Source organism: Bacillus sp. EKM501B (genome assembly GCF_011800505.1).
Taxonomy (GTDB): Bacteria; Bacillota; Bacilli; order Bacillales; family Bacillaceae_G; genus Bacillus_A; species Bacillus_A cereus.
Map to the genome: position 1 here is coordinate 746,549 of NZ_JAALFZ010000001.1, position 26,160 is coordinate 772,708.

The window sequence follows — 26,160 nt, forward strand, 5'->3', positions numbered from 1 at the left end:
AAAAGAACCCTTTTAAATGAAGGATTCTTTTTTGAGCCAATTTAATCACGATATTGGTCATGAGTTGGCTGAAAGAGGTCTTCCCCGATATCTCGCACCATAGAAAAATGATCAACGTTATAATGACCGTGTAAAGTTTTATTGTGATGACCAATAATTTGTTCTGCAGACAATACGTTAGAATCAGTTGTTGAATGACCGTTTTTAATTAATGTAACGTCAAATCCTTGTACAGTTGCTGTCCTAACGGCAGTGTCAATGCAATGTTCTGTTTTACATCCGCCTATAACAATATGATTAATGTTTTCTTCTTTTAAAAGTTCAAGTAAAGAAGTACCGTAGAATGAATTGGTTGCTGCTTTATTAATAAAGATTGCAGACTGGGGTACTTGAATTTGATTATGTACTTCAAATCCTTCGCCACTACCAGAAGCAACATCGATATCTCTTACGAAAACAATAAGAGCATTTGAATCTATTGCTTTCTGGAGGGCTATATTTAGTGTAGATAATAGCTCGGTTTTACGAAAAACTTCATTTTCTTGCTCATTTCCATCAATTAATTCTTGCTGAGCGTCGATAATTAATAGTGCTTGTTTCATCGTGTCTCCCCTTTAATATGAAATAAGTTCCACTGTACATATTCCTTCAGATTATTAGAAAATCCTCCATTGTAAGAGAAGTAGAAGATTGATTTACAAAGTTGTCAAAGAAATTTCATTCTCATAGCGTGTAAAAACATGTATGATAGGAGATGGAGAATTTTTGAGTAGGTGGGAATAACATGCAAACAGTAGAAGATTATCTTTCATTCTTACATACGAAAGGATTTAAATTATCAGAGGAAGCACAAGGGTTTATTATGTTTGGACAAGGATATACTGGTGCGTCTGATGGGATTGTGAACGCAGCAATAGAAGCGACAATTAAACATCAATTGCAGTTTGATGGTAGTTATTTCGTTGCGTTATTAGAACGATTGAAAGAGGAAGAAATTACAGATAAAAAAAGCGCTAAGGCTTTTATGCGGAAGTTACAAGCGTAACTTCACGCAGCCTGCGCTTCTTTTTTTGTTTTGGAAGGTAATTCAACAAAAATCATGCCTAGAAAAATACATAGACATCCGATAATAGCAGAAATAGAAAGTTGTTCATTTGCAACGAGAACGCCTGTTAATGCAGCAAAAACGGGCTCCATTGCGAAAATAATTGCTACTCTCGTTGGAGAAGTGTGTTTTTGTGCCGATGTTTGAATGAAAAAAGCAATAGATGTTGCAAACAGGGCAGTTAGAAAGAGTGCGAATAAAAAGGATTGATTCGTCCATAGTGATACTGAAAATAACTTTTCCCAATCTTCAAACAAGAAAGCGCAAATAGAAGAAAATATACCAACAGCTAATACTTGAGATGTGCTTAATAATAAAGGTGATATTTTTTTAGAAAAGAAGCCGTTAATAAGAATATGGGCAGCGAAAGCGACTGCACAACCAAGAACAAGTATATCTCCTATATTTAATTGGAAAGAATCAGCAGCTGTTAATAAGTACAAACCTGTTGTAGCTACAGCAATACCAAGTACGATGAAAATGGTGGCTTTTTGTTTTAAAAAGATAAAGGATAAGATTGGGACCATAACAATGCTTAGCCCAGTTAAGAAACCTGCTTTTGAAGAAGTTGTATAAAGTAAGCCAAATGTTTGTAATAAATAGCCGACAAATAAGAAGAACCCAACTATTAATCCAGCTAAACTACTATGTTTTAATTCTTGTTTTGAAGTTTTCTGTGAGAAAATAATTTGAACGAATAATAAAATAATTCCAGCGAATAAAAAACGAATACCATTAAACGTAAATGGACCAACGAAAGACATAGCGTTTTGAACGACAACAAACGTAGCTCCCCAAATAAAAGAGACAAATAATAAAGCAAGAGGAGCAATCCACTCTTTTTTCACACTCATACCCCCGTTAATTTTGTAAGATAGCTTTTCTAGCTAATTCATCAGCTACTTTATTTTGACTACTTGGAATCCACTTAATAAAAAAGAGATTGAAGTTTTTTATGTACTGTAGTGCTTCATCTAAAAGAGGTGCAAATATTTTATTTTTTGCGTATTCCTTTTCAACAGCCCGCTCAACAAGCTGCGAATCTGTACGAAAAGAGACAGTGCTATAATTATGCTCAATGCAATATTTTAATGCTAGAAGTAAAGCGCGGTATTCTGCTTCATGATTGGACATTGTTCCAAGTGGTACTGATAATTGTACAGGCGGCTGAACGCCTTTAATAAACACTCCTGCACCAGAAGGACCAGGATTTCCTTTTGATGCACCATCAATATATACTTCAATCAAAATGAGAAACCTCCAAATTATAAGATTATCCCCTACTTAAATATTTTTTTGAAGTAGGGGATAGAGTAGTTATCCGATTGTGATGCTGTAACGACATGTAAATGTTTCATTCGCTTGTAAAGATTGAATTCCCTTTTTGTCCTTGAAATCTTTTGCTGGATTTACTTCATCAGCGATTCCATACCAAGGTTCAATACATAAGAAAGGTGCGTTATCCCCTGGTGTCCATACGCCGACAAATGGAAATCCATCAAATTCTACTTTTACAAATTTATTATGTTTATGAGAACGAATCGAAATTTCATTCGTATTCATATGTTCAAAAATAAGTGCATCATTTTTGAATAAATCGTATGTAAGTGGCAATTCAGTCGTATTTTCAGCGATTAATTGCTTTTTGTTTGAAAGATAAGGTCCTTCTAATACGCTTGTTTCTAAGCGTTCCGAACCATTAAACGATAAGTGATAATCTGTAAATGATTCACCGTCCAATAAAGGGAAGTTGAATCCAGGATGTGCGCCGATTGAGAAGAACATTTCTTTAGAAGTAGGATTGTTTACTTCATATGTTACATGAACACTTTGTCCATCTAGCTCATAAGAAACGAGTAATTCGAATTCGTATGGGTATTTTTTTAATGTTTCTTCATTACTAGTAACGATATAAGTGATCTTTGTTTCGCTTTGTTCTTTCACAGAGAAAGTAAGATCACGAGCGAAACCGTGTTGTGTTAATGAATATGGTTTACCGTCTACGTAGTATGTATTATCTACTAATCGACCGACAATTGGGAACAAAATTGGTGCACGGCGTCCCCAATAAGTAGAATCACCTTGCCATAAATATTCTATGTTGTCTTCTTTTAAGCGAACGCTCTGTAATTCTGCACCTTTGTCAGAAATGGAAACGATCACTTTTTCATTTTGAATTGTTGCTGTCATGAAGTGAAACCTCCTAAATCTTTCATATGTTTCATTATACGTTGTCTAAAAGGAAAAAGGTAGTTTATGATAGGAAATCTATTGACGAAAGAGGGGCTACCACGTAAAATATAATCTTGTTGCTAAAAAAAAGAATAACGTGGTTCGAAACCATCCCACGTAAAAAAACTAAGGAGATTTTGTCATGAATATTAGAACATTAGTCGGTAATGGTATTTTAGCGGCATTATATATTGCTGTTTCTATGCTTATTCAGCCATTTGGCTTTACGAATGTACAGTTTCGTATTTCAGAGATGTTTAATCATCTCGTTGTATTTAACAAGAAAGCAATTTACGGAATTGTATTAGGTGTATTTTTAACGAATCTCTTTTTCTCACCTATGATCGCTTATGATTTAGTATTTGGAGTAGGGCAATCTATTCTTGCATTAGTTGCAACGATTATTTCTATGCGATTTATTAAAGGTGTTTGGGCTCGTATGATTTTTAATACAGTTATCTTTACGATTACAATGTTTATGATTGCAATTGAACTTCATCTTGCATTTGACCTACCATTTATGTGGACTTGGTTAACATGTGCAGCAGGTGAATTCGTAGTAATGGCGATCGGTATGCCTGTAATGTACTGGATTAATAAGCGAGTACAATTTGAAAGATTTATGTAATAGATGAAAGAGCTATTCCTTATATAGGATGGCTCTTTTTGTATGTGATTATATTGAATATAATACTGTGACTCTTGATAAAATATAATAAAATAAAGTGAGGCTTCAATTAGCCGGATAAATAAGAAGTCTTACATAAGGGGAATGTAGTATGAAATATAAAATTCATTGGTTGTATAAAACGAAGCGCGGATTGCAGACGGAATTAACAACAGAGTATATGAACATAGAAGAAGTACTTCAATTTGCAGAGGATTTTGAGAAAACAGGAAGAGTAAAAGAAATTTCATTTTATGATGAAATGGACGCAGAATGGTCATTAAAAGAGATGAAAAAGTTAAGTAAGCAAGTAGAGGAAGATCCCCAAGAAATACTCGTTTATTTTGATGGGGGGTATGATGTGCAAACGAAAGAAGCTGGCGTTGGTATATGTGTGTATTATAAAAAAGGAAATACAAACTACCGGATTCGCCGCAATGCATATATAGAAGGTATATATGATAATAATGAAGCGGAATATGCATCGTTACTATACGGTATGAATATACTCGAGGAATTAGGGATTAAGTATGAAGCAGTCACACTTCGCGGTGATTCTCAAGTTGTACTGCAGCAATTAGCCGGAGAATGGCCTTGTTATGATGAGCATTTAAACCATTATTTAGATCAAATTGAACAAAAGGCGAAGCAAATGAAATTAAAACTTATATGTGAACCAATATCTAGAAAACAAAATAAAGAAGCACATCAATTAGCTACGCAAGCATTGGAAGGAACAGTTATTGATAGTCATAAAGAAATAACTGAATAGAGAGGTGCAAAGGTGGATAAAAAGCAACTCATTACAGAGGTAAATGACTTATTAGAAACGTATTGTGAAGGATGTTTCTTGCGAGAACATAATCGAAAGACAAATAGTAAATATTATGCCCATTCATTTTGTATACGGCAATGTACAGTTGGAGAAACATTGAAAAAGTATGGAGAACAGTTGTCATGAAAAAACATCCAGAGAAAATTCTCTGGATGTTTTTTAGTGTCTTGCTTCGTTTAGTTGATGCTCACATTTATTTAATTTCTTTTCCTCATTCATTAAAAATGGCTCATCTAAATCAGTTGCAACAGATTTCATAATTTCAAGCTGAGAGCGAGCTGCTTCTACAGCAGTAGTAGCATGCTCTAATGTATCTGGATCCATTGAAATTGTTGCTGATCCTACCATTTTTTGTGCTGTTTCTACACGGAATTTCACTTCTTCAAAATCATTTACTTCTGATCCCATTAATAATTCCTCCTTTGTATAGTGCGCATTTCACATAGTTTTTGCTCTGTAAAACGGAAATATACAAAGGAATAACAAAGGAGGTTACCAAGTAAGGCAACCTCCTGTTATATGTTGGATTAAAGTTTTACTACGTTAGCAGCTTGAGGTCCGCGGTTACCTTCAGTAATGTCGAAAGATACTTCTTGACCTTCTTCTAAAGCTTTGTAGCCGTCTCCTTGAATAGCAGAGAAATGTACGAATACATCGTCAGCGCCTTCCATTTCGATAAATCCAAAACCTTTTTCGTTGTTAAACCATTTTACTTTTCCTTGCATGTTACAATTCCTCCTAAAAGCGTTTACTATTTTCATTTAGTGAAATTCATTAAAAAAATAATATAAACTAAAAATGCTATATTCTTGAATATTCTGCTAAATGATTAATTTAAATATACACGAATTGGGAGAATTTAGTCAAGTAAGCGATTTTATTTTTTTGTATTTTTAAATAATTTTCCAGTCAAATTTTTAAATAGGTATAGGACAGGCCGAGTATGTAATATTCTTAATTGAATGCTATACATAATGAGGTGAAAGAATGAATAAGTCTTACTTATTAGATAATGAAGGAATGAGAACGAGAACCGACATACCGGATTGGGTTGCAAAAGAATTTGAGATTTTTTCAAATGTTGTGTTAGAACCAACTTTTCCATGTTATTTCGGTTTAACAGCTTTCAAAAAGAATGAACTTCGTTATTCATTTCTTTCTCATAATGATTGGAGTCATTTGCCGCATACAATGTTATCTTTTTTAGAGTTAATGAAAGAGAGACCGATTGTAAGAAGGGGCTTTTTCCTTTTTGTAGAACCGGAATGTGAAGAACAATCACTCGAATATTACCGTGATTCTTTTTGGAAAGTGTTACAGTATTTACATGAAAACGATAATCAAGCATGGCCAAAGCAAATTCCTGAAGACCCAGACCATTATTTATGGGAATTTTCATTTGGTGGTGAGCCAATATTCGCATTTGGAAATGCGCCAGCTTATAAACAACGAAAAACTAGACATTTAGGGAATTCTCTCGTTATTGGTTTTCAGCCACGCACTATTTTTGATGGATTAGAGGGAGATCGTCCTAAAGGAGCATATTCAAGACAAATGGTCCGTGAGCGAGTTGAAAAGTGGGATCAATTGCCGAAACATCCTAACATTAGTCATTATGGTGACCCAGAGCATCGTGAATGGAAACAATATTTCATAGGAGACGATGTAGAGCCAATAAAAGGGAAATGTCCTTTTCTTCATAGGATAGAAAAGTAAGAGCCATCATCTAGATGGCTCTTTTGTATATTTTGGATAAAAAAGGGTATTTTATTATGAAAGCTAGTCTATTTTTTAAAATTACATCATTAACTAGTAGTAAAGAGAGTAGAAAGGATAGAGCGATGATTGGAGCAATTATACAGCAAATCGTATTAGGTATATCATTAGCTGCGCCAGTAGGGCCGATTAATATTGAAATGTTAAAACGAGGAATTGAACGTGGTTTTTGGCACGCTTGGGTTGTTGGAATTGGTGGAATGACTGCAGATGTTTTATTTATGCTTCTCATTTATTTCGGTTTATCTTCTGTGTTTATGTATACATATGTACAAGCCTTCATGTATTGCACGGGTTTTTTCTTGTTATTTTATTTAGGATTTCAAAGTGTAAAACAAGGAATTTTCGAATCGAATATGGAATATAAAAAAGAAGAGGTAGGTGGCCTTAAGCAATCGTTTATGGCAGGATTTTTAATTGCGATATCCAATCCATTAAATCTTGTTTTTTGGTTTGGTATATACGGAAGTACACTTAGCTCATTACTTACGAAGGTAACGAAACAAGAAGCTTTTTTGTACAGTCTTTGCATTATTGTTGGTATTATTTTATGGAATTTAAATATTGCTTTTTCTGTACATTTTGGAAGAACTTTATTAAAACCAAAAGCGCTTGGCTACATAACAGCCGGAGCAGGTATTATTTTAGTAGGTTACTCTATACATTTTGCATACAAAGCTTTACAGTTGTTCACATAAGATTGAAGGGGAGATTTTTATGTATCGAACCACTATTGACGGAAAAGAAATTATAATTACGTTAGCGCCAAAAATCCGAAAAGAAATTACTGATAGAAATCCACTATATGAAGCGGTATTTCATAATGCTGCAAGATTGTTACAAACAAAGCAACCGACGTTTGCAGTAAATCATGAAATATTTGGGCTCATTATTGGAGAAGTGCAAAGAGGAGAAGTAACAGTGTTTGCAGTGGAACATATTATTCCGAAGCAAAATATATTTGGATCAAACAATTTTTTCTCGGCAATAGAACAACAGGCAAATTTGTAAAGTGAATAGAATAAGAATAGAAAAGAAATAGTCGTAACGATATGTTGCGGCTGTTTTTTTGGAAAAGGGGGAAACAAGATGAAGAAAGTGGGGAAAGAGTTCTTTTTACAACATGATATTGTTATTATGTATAGCATTCTATTTATTTTCATTATTATTTTAAAAATGCAATTTTTTACGTGGTTTGGCATGTTAGCATGTGTGTTTGGGATTGTTTTCTATACACTTAATGAATATATGACACATCGTTTTTTATTCCATATAAAGCCACCTAAAAACACATTTCTATTAAAAATGTTAAGAAGATTGCATTATGATCACCACGTATATCCAGATGATTTAAAACTTTTGTTTTTACCTGTATGGTTTAGTATACCTAGTTTTACTATATATTTACTTATAGCATATGGTATTACAAAAAGTGTTACTATTGCACTTTCATTTGGAATCGGAATGATTATTATGCTGCTCGTTTACGAATGGAAACATTATATTGCTCATAGACCGATTCGTCCCGTCACTAAGTTTGGAAGATGGCTAAAAAAACAACATATATTACACCATTATAAAAACGAAAAGTTTTGGTTTGGTGTTTCAAATCCAGTATTCGATTTTATATTTGGAACACTTAAAGACGGAAAAGATGTTGAGTTAAGCGAAACGGCTCGTAATTTAGAAAAGGAAAAAAAGACAAAAGTAGTGCGTTAAGCACTGCTTTTGTCTTAATGAGGATAAATAAGTAAGGTGTCACTTTATTTTGAAAAAGTATATTAAAAATTTAGGGGAAATTGCCGAAAAATGTCTATCAAAAAATCTTTGCATGAATGCATGGATTGTCTAAAATGAATATAAGTTTCTGAATATTTGTAAAATTTAGTCTTTATGTATGCAAGGGGTAAGTGTATTTTAAGTAAGAGAGGGGATCGATTAATGAAACGAGACGATACGTCAGCACGTAAGTTGCAAAATGAGGTGAATTATACAGAGGTCGTTCAGTCGGAAGAATTTCAATTGTTATTAAATACGAAAAAGAAGTTTATCATTCCAATGAGTATTTTCTTTTTTAGTTTTTTTATCGCATTACCTATTCTAACATCGTATTCAAAGGTGCTTAATACACCTGCATTTGGAGACGTTACATGGGCGTGGGTATTTGCTTTTTCCCAATTTATTATGACATGGGCACTATGTATGATTTATAGCAAAAAAGCAGAATCATTTGATGAAATCTCCCGAAAAATTTTGCAAGATATGCAAAAAGGGAGGGGCTGAACTTGAATACTACTGCATTTGCACTATTTTTAATTATTGTTCTTGGTACGCTCGTCATAACCTATTTTGCATCGAAAAAAACGAAAAATGCGAGTGAATTTTATACGGCTGGAGGGGGATTAACTGGTTGGCAAAATGGTCTGGCCATTGCTGGAGATTACATGTCTGCTGCTTCATTTCTCGGTATAGCTGGAGCAATCGCATTAACTGGGTTTGATGGATTCTTTTATAGTATCGGTTTTTTAGTTGCTTATTTAGTTGTACTATATCTTGTTGCAGAACCGCTTAGAAATTTAGGAAAGTACACTTTGGCGGATATGATTGCAGCACGCTTTGACGCGAAAAAAGTTCGCGGAGTTGCAGCTCTTAATACGATGACGATTTCTATCTTTTATATGATTGCACAATTAGTTGGCGCGGGTGCACTTATTAAATTATTATTAGGGATTGAATATACGACATCTGTATTAATCGTTGGAACACTTATGACGGTGTATGTTATTTTTGGTGGTATGACAGCAACGAGCTGGGTACAAATTGTAAAGGCTGTATTACTTATGGCCGGTACGTTTATTATTTCTGTTATCGTTTTCGCAAAATTCAACTTCAGCGTGACTGAAATGTTTGCCCAAATGAAAACAGCTACACCATTAAAAGATTCATTTTTAAATCCAGGTGTAAAGTATAAGGATGGCCTTGATACACTTTCTTTAAATTTAGGACTAGTACTTGGTACAGCTGGATTACCACATATACTTGTCCGCTTTTTTACAGTACGTGATGCAAAAACTGCACGTCAATCTGTCGTATATGCGACATGGTTAATTGGTGCATTTTATATTATGACGATTTTCTTAGGATTTGGTGCGGCAGCGTTTGTAGGAAATGAAGCGATTATTAAAGCGAACCCAGCGGGTAATATGGCAGCACCTTTATTAGCCAAAGCGTTAGGTGGAGACTTCTTATTTGCTTTCGTATCAGCAATTGCTTTTGCAACAATTTTGGCTGTAGTGGCAGGTCTCGTATTAACGGCAGCATCAGCATTCGCTCATGATTTTTATAATGAGATCATTCGCAAAGGGAAATCATCGGAAAAAGAGCAAGTATCTATGGCTCGGTATGCATCTATTGGAGTAGCGATATTATCTATCATACTTGCATTATTTGCCCAAACATTAAACGTAGCATTTTTAGTATCATTAGCATTTGCAGTTGCAGCGAGTGCAAATCTACCAGTGATTTTATTTACAATATATTGGAAGCGTTTTAATACAACGGGTGCTATTTCCGGTATGATTGTAGGGCTCGTATCAGCAATTGTTCTCGTAGCGTTGAGTCCGAATGTTTGGAACCCTGTAGCTGGAAAAGCTATTTTTGCTGGGGAAGCGATATTCCCATATACGACACCAGGAATTATTTCAATTCCGCTCGGATTTCTTGCAGCATATTTAGGAACTGTTTTATCTAGTAAGAAAGAAGATGCAGCGAAATTTGATGAAATTCTTGTGAAATCTAATACTGGTCACGGTATTAGTGATGCGTCTTCACATTAAATAAAAGAGGAGCTTTTCGATAGATAAGAAAAGCTCTTTTTTCTTTTGTCATTTTCTTGTAAATATTACTGATTTGTAAGTAGGATTTGTCTTAATTTTGTGGAATGAAAATAGCAGGGAGAAATTTAAGTCATCATGGCACCAGCGCAGCTTTTGTGAAAAATAAGTTGTTATGGAAGGTGGAAGTAATGATGAAAACGAAGCAAACTGATGAATTATTAGCAAAAGATGAGCAATATGTTTGGCACGGAATGCGTCCCTTTAGTCCAAATAGTACAATGGTAGGGGCAAAAGCTGAAGGGTGCTGGGTTGAAGATATACAAGGAAAAAGATATTTAGATGGTATGAGTGGTCTTTGGTGTGTGAATAGTGGATATGGAAGAAAGGAGCTCGCAGAAGCGGCTTATAAGCAATTACAAACATTATCATACTTTCCAATGTCACAATCTCATGAACCAGCTATAAAGCTCGCTGAAAAATTAAATGAGTGGCTTGGGGGAGAGTATGTTATTTTCTTCTCAAATAGTGGTTCAGAAGCGAACGAAACAGCTTTTAAAATAGCAAGGCAATATTATGCGCAAAAAGGTGAACCACATCGTTATAAATTTATGTCACGTTATCGTGGGTATCACGGGAATACAATGGCGACAATGGCAGCGACGGGACAAGCGCAGCGTAGATATCAATATGAACCGTTTGCTTCAGGCTTTTTACACGTAACACCACCGGATTGTTACCGTATGCCTGAAATTGAAGGGCAGCATATTTATGATGTAGAATGTGTGAAAGAAGTCGATCGTGTTATGACGTGGGAATTAAGTGAAACAATTGCCGCTTTTATTATGGAACCAATTATTACAGGCGGGGGCATATTAATGCCACCACAAGACTATATGAAAGCTGTTCATGAAACGTGTCAAAAACACGGTGCCTTGCTTATTAGTGATGAAGTAATTTGCGGTTTCGGACGTACAGGAAAAGCATTTGGATTTATGAATTATGATGTGAAGCCAGATATTATTACGATGGCAAAAGGGATTACGAGCGCATATTTACCATTATCTGCAACAGCTGTGAAAAAAGAAATATATGAAGCATTTAAAGGGAAGGGAGAGTATGAATTCTTCCGACATATTAATACATTTGGTGGAAATCCAGCAGCTTGTGCATTAGCCCTTAAAAACTTAGAGATTATGGAAAATGAAAATTTAATTGAGCGATCTGCGCAAATGGGTTCCCTTTTATTAGAGCAACTAAAAGATGAAATTGGGGAACATCCGCTTGTTGGGGATATTAGAGGAAAAGGTCTATTAGTTGGAATTGAATTAGTAAATGATAAAGAGACGAAAGAGCCAATTGATAACGACAAAATCGCAAGTGTCGTAAATGCTTGTAAAGAAAAAGGGCTTATTATAGGACGAAACGGTATGACGACAGCAGGATATAATAACGTTTTAACATTAGCGCCGCCGCTTATTATTTCAAGTGAAGAAATTGCCTTTGTTGTTGGAACTTTGAAGACGGCGATGGAACGTATTTAATAAATAGAGAGAGGAGCGAGCTGTAATATAAGGCTCGCTTTTGTTTTTTAGTAGGAGGGGACTTTTAATGGAGAAATATGATCCTAACAAACATTATCACATCGGATATTATGAAGACGGATATGATTTAGAAGTGACGGCGTACAAAAGAATAAATGAACCAGTTTGGGATGCTTATCTTCCGCACTATGAGGTAGACGATTTTTACAAAAAAGTGGAGAAAATGAAGCTAGGTGAATATATAGATGACTATGGTATTAAAGTATATTCATTTAGTAATGACATCGATGATGAAGAAGCACGAACTATTTTTGAAAACTGGTTAAAAACGAATGGAATTGTTTAAAGATAAAATGAAAAAGGAGATTACTATCTTGTAAGATAGTAATCTCCTTTTCTTATTCTTATAGTAAATTTACTTACTTGCTTTCATTGCTTTATCTTTTGCACCAAAAGTGTATTTTAACATTGGTGGTGTAATCATTGTAGTTAAAATAACGACAATAACGATTGCTGTAAAGTAATCTTGTGCCAATAGACCTGAAGAAAGTCCTGTTCCTGCAATGATAAGTGCAACTTCACCACGAGAAACCATACCAGAACCGATAATTGCAGAAGACTTAGCATCAAATCCAGTCATGCGTGCACCAACACCACAACCAATTAGTTTCGTTAATACAGCGATTACTGTTAATGCTAAGATGAACCAAATTTGATTGCCAATACCGTCAAATGTAATATTCATACCGATACTAACGAAGAATACTGGAACGAACATAGCGTAAGCAATTGGTTCTACTTTCTTTTCTACTTCATGTTTGTAGTTTGTTTGAGAAATTGCAATACCAGCAGCGAAAGCACCGATAATACCAGCAATTCCTAATAGTTCGCCGAAATATGCGAATGAGAAACAGATGATAAGAGCTGCGCTCACGATAGACTCAGATACGCGCAGTGGTGACAACCAACGCATAATTGCTGGAACACCTTTCCATCCAATTAAAATAATAGAAGCGAAGAATACTACTTTCTTCAAGATAATCATTGTTAAGTTAACATCATCAGTGCCTAAGAAGCTCATTGCGAATGCTAATAAAATAACAACAAGAATATCATCAAATACAGCGGCTCCAAGCATCGTCGTACTTTCACGTGTTTTCATTTTACCTAAATCACGAAGTGTTTGTACGGAAATACTAACACTTGTCGCACATAGAAGTAATCCTAAGAATACAGCGTTTCCTTGTTCCATTCCCATAACAAGGCCGGAAACGTAACCACCTACGAATGGAAGAATAATACCTCCGAGTGCAACTGCTAAAGAAGAATTACGATTGGCGTTTAATTCTTCTAAGTCTGTTTCAAGTCCAGCCATAAACATTAGAAGAATAACCCCGACATTACTTAATTGAGTTAGAAGCTCTGAATTTTCAATCCAACCTAATACAGCTGGACCGATAACGATACCGACAATTAATTTACCTAGTACAGAAGGTTGACCTAATCTAACACTAAGATCACCAGCAAGCTTTGTACTTAATAAAATAAGTGCGATTTGAAAGAAAAATTCGAATTCCATCTGATCCTCTCCTCATCATTTTTAGTTTTATCATACGATTTCTCGGAATTTGCCTAATGAAAATATGTAAAACCCATTAAACAAAAGGGTCTGATTACGAGTTCTTTTGAACTTGTAATTTGAACCTGTAATTAATATATAATATATTTTGCAAAAAATCAATGAAAAAATGGGAGCTTTTTTAGAGAGAGACGGTGTTATTAGAGATATACATATAAGAATAGTGTGTGAATTTTTATATGTATGAAATAGTATGAAGTCCTTTTTCATTACAAATAATAAAGCCTAAATGCTATTTCACGAATTATAAATGTGAAAAGGAGGTTTTATCATTTGAATTCATTAAAAAATAACTTGTCTATTGTTGCTTTAGGTGGAGTAAATGAAATAGGAAAAAATATGTATGCTATCCAATATGAAAATGATATTGTCGTCATTGATTGTGGATCTAAATTTCCAGATGAAAGTTTATTAGGGATTGATTTAATAATTCCAGACGTCACATATTTGCAAGAAAATAAAGAAAAAATTCGCGGTTTAGTAGTAACGCACGGGCATGAGGACCATATTGGCGGAATACCATATTTTTTAAAACAACTAAATGTACCAATCTATGCAACAAAGTTAACGTTAGGTTTAATTGAAATTAAATTAAAGGAATACAATCTTCAAAATGATACGGAATTAATCGTTATTCATTCAGAATCAGAAATTGATTGTGGTTCTATTAAGGCAACCTTTTTTAAAACGAACCACAGTATTCCGGATTGTCTCGGTATTGTTTTTCATACACCAGAAGGTACTGTAGTACATACAGGTGATTTTAAATTTGATTTAACACCAGTAAATAATCAACATCCTGATATTCATAAAATGGCTAAAATAGGAAGTGAAGGTGTACTAGCTTTATTATCTGAAAGCACAAATGCAGAACGCCCAGGTTTTACTCCATCAGAAAGGTCAGTAGGAGAACGGGTAGAGGAAATATTTATGAAAGCAAATAGAAAAGTAATTATTTCTACATTTGCTTCTAATGTGAATCGTGTTCAGCAAATAGTTGAAGCTTGCATAAAAACAAATCGAAAATTGGCTTTGCTCGGGAGAAGTATGGTAAATGTAGTAGAAGTTGCTCTAGAGAAAGGGTATTTACATATTCCAGACGGCATGTTGATTGAAGCGAGTGAGATAAATCGTTTAGATCCAAAGCAGGTAGCGATACTTTGTACAGGAAGTCAAGGAGAACCGATGGCAGCTTTAGCGCGTTTAGCGAGTGGAAACTATAGACAAGTTGATGTTTTACCAGAAGATACGGTTATTATAGCTGCGACTCCGATTCCAGGAAATGAACGTAACGTTTCAAGAATTATAGATAATCTATTTGTTTTAGGAGCAAAAGTAATTTATGGATCAGGTAGTTCTACTGGAGTCCATGTATCTGGTCATGCGTATCAAGAAGAATTGAAATTAATGCTCACTTTAATGAAACCTAAATATTTTATCCCAATTCATGGAGAGTTTAGAATGCTACATCACCATAGTTTGTTAGCAGAATCAATTGGTATTGAAAAGGAAAATATCTTTATCGTACGTAATGGAGATGTTGTAGATATTAGTAATGAAGTGGCAATTCAATCTAGAAGAATACAGGCAGGAAATATATATGTAGATGGATTAGGAATTGGAGATGTTGGAAATGCATTATTACGTGATCGTAAACAACTTTCAGAAGATGGAATGCTCGTTATAGTTATTACTTTTAATAAAGTGGATGGAGAAATAATTTCAGGTCCTGATATTATTTCTCGTGGATTTGTCTATGTTCGTGATTCAGAAGAATTTTTAAGAGAATTAAATAAATTAGCTGTTATTACAATTAATAATTTAAAGAAAGAGAATGTGAATAGCTGGGGTATTTTGAAAAGGGAGGTAAGAGAAGCGTTAGGGAAGTATATATATACAAATACAAAACGAAAGCCGATGATTCTTCCTATAATAATAGAGGTTTAATAGTAAAAAAAGAATTCTCGTATGGGAATTCTTTTTTGTTTTGAAGACAAAATGAACATATAATGAAATAAATAGAAATGGAAGGAAATAAAAGATGTTATTAAATAAACGTTTTACAATTGGAGAAATGGCAAAAATGCATAATATCGCAGAATCTACATTAAGGTATTATGATGAAAAAGGAATTTTTCATCCGTCCATTGTTGATCCTCAAACGAATTATCGTTATTATACAATCGATCAATTTTCACTATTAGATACGATTAAGTTTTTACGCCAATTAAACATTCCATTAAAGGAAATTAAAAAATATATTGATGAAAGAAATCCAGCATACGCACTCAATTTACTGGAAAAACAACAAGAGATGATGCTGAAGAAACAAAGAGAAATTGAGTATGCTTTAGCGAAAATGGAGCATAGAATTCATTTAATTAAGGAAGCAACAAAAGCAAAAGCTGAACAAATGGTAATAAAAGAGATCCCGCAGCGAAAAATAACAGCTATTGCGGTTGCCCCGAATACGACGGATGATATGTTTGAGTACTACATTCATTCGTTGCAAAAAAATATGAGGCAAATGGATGATAGCTTATTTTCTGGAGATATTGGTGTAACTGTTGCGAAAAAAGGGTTAATGCAAAATGAGTTTCAAGCATATAGCAGTGTATTTATTCTTTTGGATTATATGCCTTTTGAAGTACAGAGTTCAGATGAAATTAAAGAAGGTATGTTTGCCTGTGTATATCATCATGGGCCATATGAAGAAACTGATGAAACATATAAGAAGCTAATGAAATATATTGATCAAGAAGGATACGAAATAAGTGGAGATGCAATTGAGATTGCATTAATTGATTGGTCTGTAACAGAAGATCCTGAGGAGCAAGTAACAGAAATTCAAATTCCTATAATGAAAAAACAAAGCAATAAGTTATAGGACTCGTATAATTACAAATGAGCATCAAACGCGATAATTAAGTCACCTATTTTTTAATTCTCTATTGACCTTAAAGTTACTTGAAGGTTTAAACTAAGAAAAGAGAGTTGAAAAAAAGGAGCATATTAGAGTATGGAAGCAACAGAAAAATTAAGAGAAAAACCAATTAAAAGCTTATTTATTTCTTATTTAATACCAGCAGTTCTTGGAATGGTATTAATGTCAGTGAATATTGTAATTGACGCGGTTATGATTAGTAGAGGAGTTGGGGCGAACGGTTTAGCAGGAGTGAACGTGGCTATTCCAGCCTTTTCGATTTTCTTCTCTATTTCATTATGGATCGGAATGGGCGGGGCAACGTTATACTCCATTGCATTAGGTGAAAATAAACGAGAAAGAGCAAGGTCTATTTTTACTCAATCAATGACGGTAGCAGTTGTTATCGTAGGGATTTTAGCAGCGATTTGCTTATGGAGAATAGAAGATTTAGCATACTTATTTGGTGCAAACGAAGTGATTCTACCATATGCGTTAGACTATTTACACGTATTATTAACATTTGGAATGATATACGTTTTAGAAAATATTTTAAGTACATTTATACGAAATGATGGAAATCCTAATTTAGCAATGGCTGGTCTTGTTGTAACGGCTGTATTAAATATAGTGTTTGACTATATCTTTATTTTTATCTTTGGATGGGGCGTAACAGGTGCTGCCTCAGCGACTATTCTTTCGGCAGCGATTGGTTTCCTTGTATTATTAACCCATTTCTTTAGAAAAAGTAGTATTTTAAAGTGGACGAAATTTCATTTTGAATGGGATACTGTCAAACAAATTATGGTGATTGGTTTCCCAAGTTTTACAGCAGAAAGTACGGTTGCAATCGTAACGATTGGTTTTAATATCGCATTTGTCCAATATGCAGGAGAAGTAGGAGTAGCTTCCTATGCGATGGTGAATAGTATTCATGCAATGACATTACTATTATTCTTTGGTGTTGGAGCAGCATTACAGCCAATTGCTAGTTTCCATTACGGGGCAAATTTATCAGAGAGACTTCGTGAAGGATTGAAGTTTGCTGTGAAAATTGCAGTTGTCCTTGGAGGCGTTGCGATAATTGTCGGATTATTCTTCGGGAAATATATCATTGGTTTATTTGATGTTCAATCTCCAGAATTATTGGAGTTAACCTTAACAGGTATTAGTTTATTCTTTATCCAATACGTATTTTTAGGTTATAACATTGTGTATGGAGAGTACTTCCAATCAGTGCGACAAACGAAGAAATCAGTACTTATTATAATGAGCCGAGGATTACTATTTATTATTCCATTGTTATGGATTATGCCGAAACTATTTGGTATAAATGGAATTTGGCTCGTTATGCCAGTTGCAGAAGTAATGACAGCGATTATCGTATTTACGATGAATCGTATGAAACATCCTGTTCCATTAAATATGGCAGGAGAGAAAGAAGCGATATGATAAAAAATCCCCTTAAGCAATTAAGGGGATTTTCTTATTCCTTTAAACTAATAGCAAAAGATCCATCCGTTTCTTGAACAGAAGCAAAGGCAACGTTTTTAATATTTGTAATTCCTTTTTCTTTTAATTCTTTATATAACCATTTTTCATCTTTATGTATTAACTTTAAGTTATCATATTGAATTTGTGAATCGACGATAAGTGCAATTGGTAATCCAGCATACTTAACATCTATGTTTAAATCTTTTGGAGTTAATGGTACAAGTTCTCTTTTTGGTAAAATACTAATAGCGCCGTTCGCTTCTAAAATAGCGTATTCAATTTCATGAACACTTGGATATCCTGCAACGCGAAGATTAGAAAGCAGTTCTGCAATGGGGTATCTACTTTTTTGTAAGTTCTCAAAAATAATATCACCATGTTTAATTAAAATGATAGGGTGTCCGAGAATAAAACGATTTAGTTTGTTGAATAGGCTTAATTTTGTAAGGAGTAAATGTAAACATGTGATAACAACCATACCGAGAAATGCTTGTAAAGCACCAGAGACGGGTATGGCCTGGAAAGCTAAATAAGATAAAAAAATTATAGCCCCAAAATCATGAGGAGTTAGTTGCGCTAACGCGGATTTACCGAGTAACTTAAGCGATAGCAAAAATAAGATGAAAAAGAACGACACGTTACATAAAAAGAGAAGCAATAGAGACACTCCTTCGTGTAAAGTTGTACTTACTATTCCCGAAAGTAATATAAATATTACCTTTCAGAGGATAAATTAGGGTTTATTGGAATTTGCCTGTATACAAACAAATAAATGGATATTATCATGAAGGAAGTAAAAGAAAATAGGAGTATATGAATATGAGAAAGAAGAAAATAATGAAGGGCATTTTAGTTGTTATAATAATTTGCGCCGTGTATGCGGGGTTTTTACAATATCACATTTATAAGCATGGGCATATGAATGCAACATACGATGCTGATTACATAATTGTACTAGGATCGAAAGTAAATGGGACGAAACCATCTTATTCATTGCAATATCGTATTGATAAAGCAGCTGAATATTTAAAATCACATGAGAAAACAATCGCTATCGTATCTGGAGGACAAGGAAAAGGCGAAGACATTTCAGAAGCATTAGCAATGAAACAAGGACTAATAAAACAAAATATCGCAGAAGACCGCATTATAATGGAGGACAAATCTACGAGTACAGATGAGAATATTACATTCTCAAAACCGTTAATTCCAGCCGATATGAAAAAAGGTATGATCGTAACAAACGATTTTCACATGTTTAGAGCGAAAAAAATAGCGGCCAAACAAGGTTTACAATTAGAAGGTCTTCCGGCAAAAACACCGAAACCAATCATCATTCCATCGAATGTACGAGAATATTTAGCAATTACACAGTATTGGTTTATGAATCGAATATAGTGAAAGTGATCCCGTCTGAAACTCAGGCGGGATTTAGTTTGAGGAAAATCTTACAAATATGTCACGTTCGTGAAAGGTAAAGCGATAGTTTCTAGAATGATTTCCTGACATAATGAAGGTAACAAAAACTATTTAGAGGTGAATCGGATGAAAGGAAATAATATTTTATCTTCGTTATGTTACTTTAGTATCTTTTTTGCACCATTTTTACTACCAATTATCGTGTACTTTGTTGCAGAAGATGAAGTGAAGTATCACGCGAAAAAAGCATTTTGGTCACATGTTTTCCCATACGCAATCTTATTTGGAGGACTAGCAGTATCAGGCATGTACGGTTTAGGTTTCAATCAATCTGACGGTGCTGGAATTGGAATGGCTATCACATATGCAGTGTTCATTCTTGTAGGAATTTACTACTTCATTTGGAATATCGTAAAAGGTATTAAAGTTTTGAAAACGGCGTAAAAAGATAATTATAATTTCATTTACCGTATCGATAAACGTTTTAAAAAAGGGCAATTCAAAAAGAATTGCTCTTTTTGTGCTTATAAGTTGTGAAAATTGAAAAAGATATGTTAATTTTTCATTATGAAGAGAAAAAAGGAGTGATTTTCATGAATGAGATCATACATAAGATGGAGCAACATGTTTCAGTTCGTAAATATAAAGAAGAATCAATTCCGAAAGATGTAGTAGAAAAGATGGTGCATGCTGCGCAACATGCAGCTTCATCACATTTTGTACAGGCGTATTCTGTTATATATGTAACAGATCAGGAATTAAAGGCTAAACTAGCAGAGCTATCCGGAAATCGCCATGTGAAGGACTGTGCAGCATTTTTTGTTTGTTGTGCAGATTTAAAACGACTTGAAATTGCATGTGAAAAACATAGTACAGAGATAAAGCATGAGGGAGTAGAAGACTTTATCGTTGCGACGGTAGATGCTTCACTTTTTGCGCAAAACTTAGCACTAGCAGCAGAATCGTTAGGATACGGTATTTGTTATATTGGTGGTATTCGTAATAATCCGAGAGAAGTGAGTGAACTGCTTCATTTACCGGATAAAGTATATCCTGTATTCGGAATGACAGTCGGTGTACCAGATGAAGAACATGGAGTTAAACCACGTTTACCAGTAGCAGCAGTTCTTCATGAAAATGGATATGATGAACAAAAATATGATGAATTACTAAACGAATATGATGAAACGATGAACGCGTATTATAAAGAAAGATCATCAAACAAGAAAAACGTAACATGGACGGAATCAATGAGTTCGTTTATGTCTAAAGAAAAAAGAATGCATATGAAAGAGTTTTTAAGTGAAAAAGGATTAAATAAGAAGTGAGTAAAGAGGCAAACCTGTGATGCAGGTTTGCCTTTTTGAGAAGGAGAAATACCTAAGGCCAGAAAGTTGTTTATTCTTTCTGAACTTAGGTATTTTGTTTGTTATCATGTACATAGAAATAAAAATTAATAATTTTTTACAAAAGTGATAGAAAATGAGAATGAAATGCCAATAGTAAGTAAAAGCGGCATAATAGCCGCTTTTTATCGTTTTATTTAGTATTTGATTTGAAATATTTTCCTTATGAAAGAAAGATTATTGCTAATTGTAAACTGTCAATAAAGTTATTTAAGTTTTGATATGGAATACCCCGCCGGAAAATACAGCAATAATTTCGTTTGAACATATCTGTTATTGCACGATCTAAAGCATCTTCTATAACAAGTTCAAACTTTCAATAAGAAGATAACCCCCTGTACAACTTAAAAGAATGTACGTAAATATTTTAAAAATCCGTTGATTAAGCCATTTAAAAATAATTTGACCTATAAACAAACCTAAAAATACAATTGGAATGGCATAAAAACTTGATTCCCAAATGGTTTTGTTTGTGCCAGTAAAGAGTATTTGAGTTACTAGACTAATGAAATATATAAACAGATAAAAAGCTAATGTAGTTGCTCTTAACTTCTCTTTTTCAGTATTAGTTCCTGTAAAATAAAGTAACAGGGGTGGACCTGGCATACCGATGCTTGTCGTTAAAAGACCAGATAATCCGCCAACTATGAAATCTCTAGATTGTGTTGATCTAACCTTAACGTTGCATATTAGCAACAATGTTAATAGTAAGAGTAGGATGCTAACTGCTAATTTAAAAGTGTTTATGTTAACGGAAATGAAAATTAAAATGCCAAAAGGAACACCAACTATACTTCCAAAAATAAACCTTTTCAGTAGAACAAAATCAACGTCCATTCTTATTTTCCAAATGAGTGAAATGGAGATAATTAAAGATAAAATAATGTTTATTTGTATAGCTTCTTGTGGTAGAAATAACATAAGTAAGAAAGGGGTTGCCATTATGGAAAAGCCAAAACCTGTACTTGCTTGCAGAATAGAAGCCACTAATATAATACATATGAAAAAGAATGTGATACCCAAAACAGCCCTCCTATTTAATCAAGTTTAACTAGTTAAAGTCTATTATTTAAGTGCAATGTTTCACAAACTTATTTATATTTTAACATAAATATCTAGTTTTTTCTCAAATAGTGTTGCCATATAAGGCTCTTTAACTAAAAAATCTGACTTGTGTTTTTAAACAATTTTATTATGGGGAAACAAATAATGAATGGGATCAAAATGTATTGATTATCATTAAATTATTCACTGAGATCCCCGCGATAAAACAAGAACAGCCATATAAAACTTACAAAAATACAGCATGTAGCTAATAAACAGCCAATCATTTGAGGAGAAAGAATTTCTAACAGCCCTCCTGTAAAAAACATCGATAACTGAATAAGAGATCCGTAAATGGAATAATTGAAGTTTTTATTTGTTTTAAGAAGTGTGGAATAAGAAACTGACATAAATAGATTAATCCTTATGTAATGACGATGTTTGAATTTGTTCTTTCCACTCACTTAAATACACTTTTTCCGCTGTGGGAAGTCCAACAGGTAATTGTGCAATCAATTCTAAACTATTTCCATCAGGGTCGTTAAAGTATACGGCTGCATGTGCTAATTCCGGAAAAACAATCGGTTCAATTGGTTCCATTCCAAAGTCTTTTCGTGCTGAAATTCCTTTTTGATTTAGCCAATGAATCGCATTTTCTAAATCATGTAAACTTACTTGAAAGGCGATATGTCGTAAAGAGGGGTGATAATTCACTTTGTATTCTGTGCCTTCCCAAAGGCCGAGCCAACTCTCATTTTCTTTAATCCAAAAGAAAGCAATATTATCTCCTCTTTTATATAATTTTAGCCCTAGTGATTCATAAAAAGGTATTGATACTTTTAAGTTGCGGACAGGTAAATGTGCTTCGTAAAGACCTCTAATCATTGTAATCCCCCTTAGTAAAAATGTTTCTTATTCCATAGTAAACAATATGTTGCTAGTTGAAATCGCAAATAAGAGGGATATAAATTCATACGAAAGTATGAAAAAAAACAGCTCATATTTGAGCTGTTTTTCTATAGTTTTTAGTTCATTTTTCAAGGATAGGATATATTAATATCCGTATCCGCCGCCACCCCAACAGCTACATCCGATGATGATTAGAAGGATGAATAGTACGATAAGCAAAGCAAATCCACCGCCGAAACCAGCGCAACTTCCACCATAACTCATATGTTTTCCTCCTTTTTAGTAAGTTAATCTATATGGTTCATGGACTACTATATACAGTATGTTTTTTGTATAGAAAACGAGCCAGTCTCATTTATAATTAGACAAATGCCTGTAGATTCATTAGGATTGCATGTTAGTGATTTGTAAATAAACCTTTACGTAATTCATAATTTAGGCATAAAAAATAAAAAATTGTAAAAAAAACCATTTTCTTATTTTTTTATGAGAGAATATGTACTATAATTTTACAAGTAATATTATGGGAAAAGGGAGTTTTAGTATAGAGATGGAGATGGGACAATTAAAAAATAAAATAGAAAACAAAAAGAAAGAGTTAATTCAACTTGTTGCGAGACACGGATTGGATCATGATAAAGTTTTGTTATTTAGTCGTGATTTAGATATACTTATTAATAAGTTTATGAACATAAAAGACAAAGTGCATAAATAAAAAATTTATAGTTTTTTATATTAAGATGTTTCACAGAAAGGAGAGGACAGTAATTGGAACATTTACAGGAAGAATTGTATAAACAAATAAAAGAAGAAAAAGGTACAGTGACAATTTTCTTAAAGAGTGGCGTTAGAATAATAGGAGAAGTTGTTGGAGTGGATAAATTTACAGTTTTAATCTTAGTGGATGGAAAACAACAGCTTATTTATAAGCAGGCTATATCAACAATAATGAAATAAGACACTCTTGTTGAGTGTCTTATTTCATTATTGCTTGCATGCCTCAACATCAATGCCGGCAGCAATTAACTTCTTTTCTCCATCTTGTTCAATAATTTTTTGTAATTTAGATAAGAAAGAATCAAAGTTTGTATGCTTTGCTACTTGGAACGTCATTTTATGTTCAATTGGTAGCCACGTATCAATATCAGCTTCGTTATGCTGAATTTTCACCTCAAGTTTATCGAGTGCATTAGCAACTTTTGCTTCGTACGTTTCTTTCGCTTCAAACTCCATCCATAAGTCATATAATTCCTCGCCGAGAGAACCTGTTAACGTTTGTTTAATATTTAAAATAGCCTCCAGTTCATTTTTTTGTTTTTGTAGCTGTAATTCGTGACTATTCATTGTATCAAAAGCAGGAATATCACCAGCTTCGGCTTCGACTAGGTCGTGAATAATAACCATTTTAAGTAATTTCTCAATACTTACTTTTTGATCCAAATAAGGTTCAACTAAAATGGCCATTAGAGACATCCGCCATGTATGTTCGGCAACACTTTCTTGACGTCCGTTGGAAAGCCAGCTATGTCGCATTTCATATTTTAGTTTTTCTGCTAATGCAATGACTTGTAAAATGTTGTGTTCCATCGTGATCCTCCTCATTTATTCATACCATAATTCTAATATAGAAATGAAATGTGTCAATTTTATGAGTATATTGCGATAAACAGATGATAAGCGTATAATACATGTTATATGTGAAAACGTATTATTAAAATAAAAAAATGTTATATAAAAATGGAAAGGAAAGGGCAGAAATATGGGAGAGAAAAATCAAGTATTAGCTAGACCACAAAGAAGAAAAAGGAAGTTTGATATTTCTAGCCCAGTGGGCATTATAGTAGGTTTCATTATAGTGATAGCGGCAATTATGCTTGGTGGCGGTGGAATAAAAGCTTTCAAAAACTTTTTAGATATTTCATCTATTTTAATTGTCATAGGGGGAACAACAGCGACAATTGTTGTGGCATATCGATTTGGAGAAATAAAAAAATATACGAAAAGCATTTTTACTGTTTTACATAGAAGAGAAGAAGATTTAGAACAGTTAACGGATTTGTTTGTCGATTTTTCGAAAAAGTCTAAAAAGAACGGCTTGCTTTCTTTAGAGGTAGATGGAGAGCAAGTAGACAATCCTTTTATTCAAAAAGGAATTCGATTAATGTTAAGCGGTTACGATGAAGATGAATTAAAAGAAGTGTTATTGAAAGATATTGAAACGGAAGTGTATGAGTTAAGAAAAGGAGCAGCATTATTAGATAAAATTGGTGATTTTGCTCCAGCTTGGGGAATGATTGGTACGTTAATCGGTCTTATCATTATGCTCCAAAACTTACAAGATACATCGCAAATTGGTACAGGAATGGCAGTTGCGATGTTAACGACATTATATGGGTCTGTACTTGCGAATATGATTGCAATCCCTCTTGCGGAAAAAGTATATCGTGGTATTGAAGATTTATATACAGAGAAGAAGTTTGTAATAGAAGCAATTTCAGAATTGTATCGTGGACAAATCCCTTCTAAATTAAAGTTGAAACTGGATACATACGTATACGAAACAAAGGTAAAAAAGGTAAAAGGAGCAGCCTAATATTTCAAGGAGTGGTATGATGAGTAAAGGACCGCAAAAGGGATCGCCTCGTTGGATGACGACTTTTACAGATTTAACGATGTTATTATTAACTTTCTTTGTATTACTAGTTGCTACATCAAAGCAAGATGCAGTAAAATTGTCAAAGATGCTTGAAAAGTTTAGTGATACGGGGCAAGTAGATGCAAAAGTAATGGAAAATACAATACCGGATATTTCACATGAAAAAAATGATGAAAAAATGATTTCAAAAAAGAGAATGGATGAATTATATAAGAAGTTAAAAGCATATGTAGATAATAATGGTATTAGTCAAGTGAATGTATATCGAGAGGATACAGGGGTAAGCGTCGTTATAGTAGATAATTTAATATTTGATACAGGCGATGCGAACGTTAAGCCCGAAGCGAAAGGGATAATAAGTCAATTAGTTGGATTTTTTCAATCCGTACCTAACCCAATTGTTGTAGAGGGACATACAGATAGTAGACCTATTCATAACGAGAAATTCCCTTCTAATTGGGAGTTATCTTCAGCACGAGCGGCAAATATGATTCACCATTTAATTGAAGTGTATAATGTGGACGATAAAAGGCTAGCTGCGGTAGGATATGCAGACACAAAGCCAATTGTACCAAATGATTCACCGCAAAACTGGGAAAAAAACCGTCGCGTTGTTATTTATATAAAAGAGTAGTATATTATTATTTTAATAATAAAATAATAAAAACACGAAAATTC

The 26,160-nt window shown here is 33.8% G+C and carries 34 protein-coding genes, 1 pseudogene and 1 riboswitch; of the genes and pseudogenes, 22 read left to right on the top strand and 13 right to left on the bottom strand.

Annotation, left to right across the window (positions count from 1 at the left end; translation table 11 throughout):
- Positions 1 to 41: 41 nt before the first annotated feature.
- Positions 42 to 602 (bottom strand): cysteine hydrolase family protein, encoded by a 561-nt coding sequence (locus HFD78_RS03895; RefSeq protein ID WP_097862915.1) that lies wholly within the window; start codon positions 600 to 602, stop codon positions 42 to 44.
- Between the two features lie 182 nt (positions 603 to 784).
- Between HFD78_RS03895 and HFD78_RS03900 the strand changes: the two genes are divergently transcribed.
- Positions 785 to 1,045 (top strand): DUF6123 family protein, encoded by a 261-nt coding sequence (locus HFD78_RS03900; protein WP_001195212.1) that lies wholly within the window; start codon positions 785 to 787, stop codon positions 1,043 to 1,045.
- A gap of 2 nt (positions 1,046 to 1,047) precedes the next feature.
- On the opposite strand, the gene HFD78_RS03905 is transcribed toward HFD78_RS03900, so the two are convergent.
- The 3 genes from HFD78_RS03905 to HFD78_RS03915 form a co-directional block, all read right to left on the bottom strand.
- Positions 1,048 to 1,953 carry a DMT family transporter gene (locus HFD78_RS03905; protein WP_000712602.1) on the bottom strand — a complete coding sequence of 302 codons (906 nt, stop codon included), beginning with the start codon at positions 1,951 to 1,953 and terminating at the stop codon, positions 1,048 to 1,050.
- Positions 1,954 to 1,966: 13 nt separating this feature from the next.
- Positions 1,967 to 2,353 carry a reverse transcriptase-like protein gene (locus HFD78_RS03910; protein ID WP_000573881.1) on the bottom strand — a complete coding sequence of 129 codons (387 nt, stop codon included), beginning with the start codon at positions 2,351 to 2,353 and terminating at the stop codon, positions 1,967 to 1,969.
- A gap of 69 nt (positions 2,354 to 2,422) precedes the next feature.
- Positions 2,423 to 3,295: an aldose 1-epimerase family protein gene (locus tag HFD78_RS03915; RefSeq protein WP_000127397.1), complete on the bottom strand. Its 873-nt coding sequence runs from the start codon at positions 3,293 to 3,295 to the stop codon at positions 2,423 to 2,425.
- Positions 3,296 to 3,428: 133 nt separating this feature from the next.
- A riboswitch (PreQ1 riboswitch) is annotated at positions 3,429 to 3,473 on the top strand.
- A gap of 6 nt (positions 3,474 to 3,479) precedes the next feature.
- Between HFD78_RS03915 and HFD78_RS03920 the strand changes: the two genes are divergently transcribed.
- The 3 genes from HFD78_RS03920 to HFD78_RS03930 all read left to right on the top strand — a co-directional run bounded on the left by HFD78_RS03920 (position 3,480) and on the right by HFD78_RS03930 (position 4,965).
- Positions 3,480 to 3,965, top strand: coding sequence for a QueT transporter family protein (locus tag HFD78_RS03920; RefSeq protein ID WP_001026471.1), 486 nt, complete (start codon positions 3,480 to 3,482; stop codon positions 3,963 to 3,965).
- 151 nt (positions 3,966 to 4,116) lie between these two features.
- A complete protein-coding gene (locus tag HFD78_RS03925; RefSeq protein WP_000875554.1) occupies positions 4,117 to 4,776 on the top strand; it encodes a ribonuclease H family protein in 660 nt (219 codons plus the stop codon).
- 12 nt (positions 4,777 to 4,788) lie between these two features.
- Positions 4,789 to 4,965, top strand: coding sequence for a zinc-finger domain-containing protein (locus HFD78_RS03930; protein ID WP_000358801.1), 177 nt, complete (start codon positions 4,789 to 4,791; stop codon positions 4,963 to 4,965).
- Between the two features lie 33 nt (positions 4,966 to 4,998).
- Here the strand turns inward: HFD78_RS03930 and HFD78_RS03935 are convergent, their stop codons facing one another.
- Positions 4,999 to 5,247: a DUF2564 family protein gene (locus HFD78_RS03935; RefSeq protein ID WP_000534392.1), complete on the bottom strand. Its 249-nt coding sequence runs from the start codon at positions 5,245 to 5,247 to the stop codon at positions 4,999 to 5,001.
- A gap of 119 nt (positions 5,248 to 5,366) precedes the next feature.
- Positions 5,367 to 5,564, bottom strand: coding sequence for a cold shock-like protein CspB (gene cspB / locus HFD78_RS03940; protein WP_001161731.1), 198 nt, complete (start codon positions 5,562 to 5,564; stop codon positions 5,367 to 5,369).
- Positions 5,565 to 5,826: 262 nt separating this feature from the next.
- Between cspB and HFD78_RS03945 the strand changes: the two genes are divergently transcribed.
- From HFD78_RS03945 to HFD78_RS03980, 8 genes are all read left to right on the top strand, one after another.
- Positions 5,827 to 6,555, top strand: coding sequence for a YqcI/YcgG family protein (locus tag HFD78_RS03945; protein ID WP_097862916.1), 729 nt, complete (start codon positions 5,827 to 5,829; stop codon positions 6,553 to 6,555).
- A gap of 14 nt (positions 6,556 to 6,569) precedes the next feature.
- Positions 6,570 to 7,313 carry a LysE family transporter gene (locus HFD78_RS03950; RefSeq protein ID WP_001196839.1) on the top strand — a complete coding sequence of 248 codons (744 nt, stop codon included), beginning with the start codon at positions 6,570 to 6,572 and terminating at the stop codon, positions 7,311 to 7,313.
- Between the two features lie 19 nt (positions 7,314 to 7,332).
- Positions 7,333 to 7,626, top strand: a complete 294-nt coding sequence (locus tag HFD78_RS03955; protein WP_000286362.1) for a hypothetical protein — start codon at positions 7,333 to 7,335, stop codon at positions 7,624 to 7,626.
- 78 nt (positions 7,627 to 7,704) lie between these two features.
- The gene (locus HFD78_RS03960) at positions 7,705 to 8,334 is read left to right on the top strand and encodes a sterol desaturase family protein (protein WP_000755400.1); all 630 of its coding nucleotides are present in this window, start codon (positions 7,705 to 7,707) and stop codon (positions 8,332 to 8,334) included.
- 222 nt (positions 8,335 to 8,556) lie between these two features.
- Positions 8,557 to 8,898 carry a DUF485 domain-containing protein gene (locus tag HFD78_RS03965; RefSeq protein ID WP_000817366.1) on the top strand — a complete coding sequence of 114 codons (342 nt, stop codon included), beginning with the start codon at positions 8,557 to 8,559 and terminating at the stop codon, positions 8,896 to 8,898.
- Positions 8,899 to 8,900: 2 nt separating this feature from the next.
- Complete coding sequence (locus HFD78_RS03970) at positions 8,901 to 10,451, top strand: solute symporter family protein (protein WP_097862917.1); 1,551 nt, start codon at positions 8,901 to 8,903, stop codon at positions 10,449 to 10,451.
- A 191-nt stretch (positions 10,452 to 10,642) separates the two neighbouring features.
- Positions 10,643 to 11,992, top strand: a complete 1,350-nt coding sequence (locus HFD78_RS03975) for an aspartate aminotransferase family protein (RefSeq protein ID WP_000850959.1) — start codon at positions 10,643 to 10,645, stop codon at positions 11,990 to 11,992.
- Between the two features lie 67 nt (positions 11,993 to 12,059).
- Complete coding sequence (locus HFD78_RS03980) at positions 12,060 to 12,338, top strand: DUF3986 family protein (protein ID WP_000417070.1); 279 nt, start codon at positions 12,060 to 12,062, stop codon at positions 12,336 to 12,338.
- Between the two features lie 69 nt (positions 12,339 to 12,407).
- Here the strand turns inward: HFD78_RS03980 and HFD78_RS03985 are convergent, their stop codons facing one another.
- Positions 12,408 to 13,571 (bottom strand): cation:proton antiporter, encoded by a 1,164-nt coding sequence (locus tag HFD78_RS03985; protein WP_000393892.1) that lies wholly within the window; start codon positions 13,569 to 13,571, stop codon positions 12,408 to 12,410.
- Between the two features lie 333 nt (positions 13,572 to 13,904).
- Between HFD78_RS03985 and HFD78_RS03990 the strand changes: the two genes are divergently transcribed.
- The 3 genes from HFD78_RS03990 (at position 13,905) to HFD78_RS04000 (ending at position 18,006) form a co-directional block, all read left to right on the top strand.
- Positions 13,905 to 15,578, top strand: a complete 1,674-nt coding sequence (locus HFD78_RS03990; protein WP_097862918.1) for a ribonuclease J — start codon at positions 13,905 to 13,907, stop codon at positions 15,576 to 15,578.
- Between the two features lie 94 nt (positions 15,579 to 15,672).
- Complete coding sequence (locus HFD78_RS03995) at positions 15,673 to 16,518, top strand: MerR family transcriptional regulator (RefSeq protein WP_000925910.1); 846 nt, start codon at positions 15,673 to 15,675, stop codon at positions 16,516 to 16,518.
- A gap of 132 nt (positions 16,519 to 16,650) precedes the next feature.
- On the top strand, positions 16,651 to 18,006 hold the full coding sequence (locus HFD78_RS04000; protein ID WP_000388390.1) for an MATE family efflux transporter: 1,356 nt from the start codon (positions 16,651 to 16,653) through the stop codon (positions 18,004 to 18,006).
- Positions 18,007 to 18,040: 34 nt separating this feature from the next.
- On the opposite strand, the gene HFD78_RS04005 is transcribed toward HFD78_RS04000, so the two are convergent.
- Positions 18,041 to 18,706: a DUF421 domain-containing protein gene (locus tag HFD78_RS04005; protein ID WP_000923922.1), complete on the bottom strand. Its 666-nt coding sequence runs from the start codon at positions 18,704 to 18,706 to the stop codon at positions 18,041 to 18,043.
- 161 nt (positions 18,707 to 18,867) lie between these two features.
- On the opposite strand from HFD78_RS04005, the gene HFD78_RS04010 reads away from it, so the two are divergent.
- The 3 genes from HFD78_RS04010 (at position 18,868) to nfsA (ending at position 20,795) form a co-directional block, all read left to right on the top strand.
- Positions 18,868 to 19,446: a YdcF family protein gene (locus HFD78_RS04010; protein ID WP_001227673.1), complete on the top strand. Its 579-nt coding sequence runs from the start codon at positions 18,868 to 18,870 to the stop codon at positions 19,444 to 19,446.
- Between the two features lie 147 nt (positions 19,447 to 19,593).
- Entirely contained in the window at positions 19,594 to 19,911 is a 318-nt protein-coding gene (locus HFD78_RS04015) for a magnetosome magnetite crystal formation protein family (protein WP_000678055.1), read from the top strand.
- 149 nt (positions 19,912 to 20,060) lie between these two features.
- Positions 20,061 to 20,795 carry an oxygen-insensitive NADPH nitroreductase gene (gene nfsA, locus HFD78_RS04020; protein WP_001002392.1) on the top strand — a complete coding sequence of 245 codons (735 nt, stop codon included), beginning with the start codon at positions 20,061 to 20,063 and terminating at the stop codon, positions 20,793 to 20,795.
- Positions 20,796 to 21,170: 375 nt separating this feature from the next.
- Here nfsA and HFD78_RS04025 read toward each other — a convergent pair whose 3' ends face one another.
- From HFD78_RS04025 to HFD78_RS04040, 4 genes and pseudogenes are all read right to left on the bottom strand, one after another.
- Positions 21,171 to 21,896 (bottom strand): sulfite exporter TauE/SafE family protein, encoded by a 726-nt coding sequence (locus tag HFD78_RS04025; protein WP_000513081.1) that lies wholly within the window; start codon positions 21,894 to 21,896, stop codon positions 21,171 to 21,173.
- 221 nt (positions 21,897 to 22,117) lie between these two features.
- Positions 22,118 to 22,285, bottom strand: a pseudogene (locus HFD78_RS04030) (MFS transporter); the annotation flags it as partial.
- A 49-nt stretch (positions 22,286 to 22,334) separates the two neighbouring features.
- Entirely contained in the window at positions 22,335 to 22,802 is a 468-nt protein-coding gene (locus HFD78_RS04035; protein WP_000617953.1) for a VOC family protein, read from the bottom strand.
- A 168-nt stretch (positions 22,803 to 22,970) separates the two neighbouring features.
- Positions 22,971 to 23,090, bottom strand: coding sequence for a YjcZ family sporulation protein (locus HFD78_RS04040; protein ID WP_000120179.1), 120 nt, complete (start codon positions 23,088 to 23,090; stop codon positions 22,971 to 22,973).
- 232 nt (positions 23,091 to 23,322) lie between these two features.
- Here HFD78_RS04040 and HFD78_RS04045 point away from each other — a divergent pair, with 232 nt between their 5' ends.
- Positions 23,323 to 23,541 (top strand): aspartyl-phosphate phosphatase Spo0E family protein, encoded by a 219-nt coding sequence (locus HFD78_RS04045; RefSeq protein ID WP_000291688.1) that lies wholly within the window; start codon positions 23,323 to 23,325, stop codon positions 23,539 to 23,541.
- A 53-nt stretch (positions 23,542 to 23,594) separates the two neighbouring features.
- Positions 23,595 to 23,783: an RNA chaperone Hfq gene (hfq, locus tag HFD78_RS04050; protein ID WP_000400664.1), complete on the top strand. Its 189-nt coding sequence runs from the start codon at positions 23,595 to 23,597 to the stop codon at positions 23,781 to 23,783.
- A gap of 27 nt (positions 23,784 to 23,810) precedes the next feature.
- Here hfq and HFD78_RS04055 read toward each other — a convergent pair whose 3' ends face one another.
- Positions 23,811 to 24,413 (bottom strand): HD domain-containing protein, encoded by a 603-nt coding sequence (locus HFD78_RS04055; protein ID WP_000400780.1) that lies wholly within the window; start codon positions 24,411 to 24,413, stop codon positions 23,811 to 23,813.
- A 172-nt stretch (positions 24,414 to 24,585) separates the two neighbouring features.
- Here HFD78_RS04055 and HFD78_RS04060 point away from each other — a divergent pair, with 172 nt between their 5' ends.
- Complete coding sequence (locus tag HFD78_RS04060) at positions 24,586 to 25,419, top strand: flagellar motor protein MotP (RefSeq protein ID WP_000504185.1); 834 nt, start codon at positions 24,586 to 24,588, stop codon at positions 25,417 to 25,419.
- A 19-nt stretch (positions 25,420 to 25,438) separates the two neighbouring features.
- Positions 25,439 to 26,116 carry an OmpA family protein gene (locus HFD78_RS04065; RefSeq protein WP_000033627.1) on the top strand — a complete coding sequence of 226 codons (678 nt, stop codon included), beginning with the start codon at positions 25,439 to 25,441 and terminating at the stop codon, positions 26,114 to 26,116.
- Positions 26,117 to 26,160 lie beyond the last annotated feature (44 nt).